This is a genomic window from Dietzia sp. CW19 (assembly GCF_014145265.1).
GTDB classification, from domain to species: Bacteria; Actinomycetota; Actinomycetes; order Mycobacteriales; family Mycobacteriaceae; genus Dietzia; species Dietzia natronolimnaea.
The window spans coordinates 1-2,569 of sequence record NZ_JAALEE010000389.1 but is presented as its reverse complement, the minus strand read 5'-3'; the positions used below and the strand labels follow the sequence as shown (position 1 = coordinate 2,569).

The following is a 2,569-nucleotide window of genomic DNA, read 5'->3' as shown; positions in this document are numbered from 1 at the left end:
CCCCGCCTGTCGCGGGTGCACGAGACCGTCCTGGTCGAGACGAGCATGTGCCTGCACGCCATGCGCGGCACCTACTCGGACGCCGAGTCCAGGCTCGCCGAACACCGCGCGATCGCCGACGCCGTGCGGGCCGGGGACCCGGATCGGGCCAGGGAGTTGCTGGTCGACCACATGAGGGACGGGCTCGCGCGGGTCCGCGAGGGCGGCGGGGACCGGTGAGTGGCGCGATCAGCGGGAGACCGCGAGCCCGCTGCGCATCGCCCACGCCACCGCCTGCGGTCTGGTGGTCACCCCGATCTTGCGGTAGGCCTCCCGGATGTAGGTCTTGACCGTGTTGATCGACAGGTAGCAGGCCGCGGCGATCTCCTCGTTGGACCGGCCCTGGGCGATCAGCGCGAGCATCTCCGACTCCCGGGGGGTCAGGCCCACGTCGCCGGTCGGCCACAGTCCGGGGGACGTGTCCTCGCCGTCGCGGCCGAGCAGGCGCACCCGCTCACCCGCCGCGACCCGTTCCACGGCCCCGAGCAGCTCCTCGCCGGACAGTGATTTGGAGAGATACCCCGTCGCCCCCGAGGCGAAGGCCTCGTCGACAGCGCGCGGATCCGTGACGAACGAGTAGACGGCCACGGCCCCGATCGCCGGGTCGAGGGCCATGGCCGAGCACCGGGCCTGCCAGTCGACCGGGGAGGCGAAGGTATCGAACAGCACCACGTCCACGGGCACACCTGCGCGGGAGCCGGGCCCGTTCACCACGACCTCCACGCGGCCGGGGTACGCGGCCAGCAGTGCGTGCACACCGGCGATGACCAGTGTGTAGTCGTTCTCCACCGAGACCCTGACCGGCATCTGGGAACTTTAACAGTTGTGACCCGTCCCACCCCTGGGGGTGTGCCGAACTCCCTCGAGCGTGAATGAAGCTGGTTCCGACGGGGGGAGTGCCATGACGACCGCGACGAGAAGGATCGACGAACGATGGGCCTGGGCAGAGTACGGGATGTGCCAGGACGTACCGGACCTGTTCTACAACTCCGAGAACGAGTCGAGGAGCCTGCGCCGGCGCAAGGAGACGGCGGCCAAGAAGCTCTGCGCGCAGTGCCCGGTCATCCAACAGTGCCGCGCGCACGCCGTGGCCCACCGCGAGCTGTACGGCGTCTGGGGCGGGATGTCCGAGGCCGAGCGGCACCGGCTCGCCGGGCGGGTCCGCACCGGCTGACCGCCCACCGGCTGACCGACCACCGCCTTCCGCCGAACCGCCCACCGGCGGAGGGCGGCGGGCGATCAGCGCACCGGGATCGCGACGAGCTTGGTCTCCACGAACTCCTCGATCCCGGTGAGCCCGCCCTCGCGGCCGAGCCCGGACTGCTTGATGCCACCGAACGGCGCGGCCGGGTTGGAGACGATCCCGGTGTTGACGCCCACCATTCCCGCCTGAAGGCGCTCGGACATGGTCATCGCGCGGTCCAGGTTCTCGGTCATCACGTAGGAGACCAGGCCGAACTCGGTGTCGTTGGCCAGGGCCACCGCCTCGTCGTCGGAGTCGAACGGGATCAGGGCGGCCACGGGACCGAAGATCTCGGTGGACATCAGGTCGGAGTCGGCCGCCACTCCGGTCAGGACGGTGGGCGGGTAGAAGTACCCGGGTCCTTCGGTCCGCGATCCGCCGCACAGCACCTCGGCCCCGCGCCCCACGGCGTCGTCGACCAGGTCGACCACCTTCGCCACGGCCTTCTCCTCGACCAACGGGCCCACGTCGGTGCCGTCCCGCGTGCCGTCGCCGACGGTCAGGGCGGACATCTTCTCGGTGAGGCGCCGACCGAACTCGTCCAGAACCGAACGGTGGACGAGGATCCGGTTGGCCGACGTGCAGGCCTCGCCCATGTTGCGCATCTTGGCGGCCATCGCGGCGGCCACGGCGGTGTCCATGTCCGCGTCCTCGCACACCACGAACGGGGCGTTCCCGCCGAGCTCCATGGAGGTGCGCAGCACCCCGCGCGCGCACTGCTCCAGCAGCATCCGGCCGACCGGCGTGGACCCGGTGAACGACAGCTTGCGGGCGATCCCGGAGTCGATCCACGGTTCCACCACACCGCCCGGCTCGGTGGTGCACACGACGTTGAGGACGCCGTCGGGGAGCCCCGCCTCGCGCAGGAGGTCCACCACGTACAGCGAGGTCAGGGGCGTGAGGTTGGCCGGTTTGAACACCATGGTGCAGCCGGCGGCGACGGCCGGGCCGATCTTGCGGGTGGCCATGGCCAGGGGGAAGTTCCACGGGGTGATGAGGATGCAGGGCCCGACCGGTTCGTGGGTCACCATGAGACGTGTCCTCCCGTCGGGCGAACGGCGGGCGTCCCCGCGGATGCGGCAGGCCTCCTCGGAGAACCAGCGGAAGAACTCGGCCCCGTAGGTGACCTCGCCCTTGGCCTCCGCCAGCGGTTTGCCCATCTCGGTGGTCATGAGCAGCGCCAGCTCGTCGGCGCGGTCGAGGATCAGCTCGTACGCGCGGCGCAGGATCTCGGCCCGGTCGCGGGCGGGCACGGCCGCCCACTCCGGCTGCGTCCGCCCGGCGGCC

4 protein-coding genes are annotated in these 2,569 nt (G+C 71.2%); 2 read left to right on the top strand and 2 right to left on the bottom strand.

Annotated features, from left to right (window positions below; all coding sequences use genetic code 11):
- Positions 1-219: FCD domain-containing protein (locus G6021_RS11925; RefSeq protein ID WP_182641371.1), on the top strand; the 219-nt coding region annotated here is incomplete at its 5' end.
- Between the two features lie 9 nt (positions 220-228).
- On the opposite strand, the gene G6021_RS11920 is transcribed toward G6021_RS11925, so the two are convergent.
- Positions 229-846, bottom strand: a complete 618-nt coding sequence (locus tag G6021_RS11920) for a response regulator transcription factor (RefSeq protein WP_179524514.1) — start codon at positions 844-846, stop codon at positions 229-231.
- A 94-nt stretch (positions 847-940) separates the two neighbouring features.
- Here G6021_RS11920 and G6021_RS11915 point away from each other — a divergent pair, with 94 nt between their 5' ends.
- Positions 941-1,213: a WhiB family transcriptional regulator gene (locus G6021_RS11915; RefSeq protein WP_179524515.1), complete on the top strand. Its 273-nt coding sequence runs from the start codon at positions 941-943 to the stop codon at positions 1,211-1,213.
- A 65-nt stretch (positions 1,214-1,278) separates the two neighbouring features.
- Here G6021_RS11915 and G6021_RS11910 read toward each other — a convergent pair.
- Positions 1,279-2,569 (bottom strand): NAD-dependent succinate-semialdehyde dehydrogenase (locus tag G6021_RS11910; protein ID WP_182641370.1); only part of this gene is annotated, 1,291 nt, incomplete at its 5' end.

What these genes read in the sequence shown, in the direction of transcription:
- G6021_RS11920 (WP_179524514.1), bottom strand. Translation starts at nt 846, where the DNA reads ATGCCGGTCAGGGTCTCGGTGGAGAACGACTACACACTGGTCATCGCC.
- G6021_RS11915 (WP_179524515.1), top strand. Translation starts at nt 941, where the DNA reads ATGACGACCGCGACGAGAAGGATCGACGAACGATGGGCCTGGGCAGAG.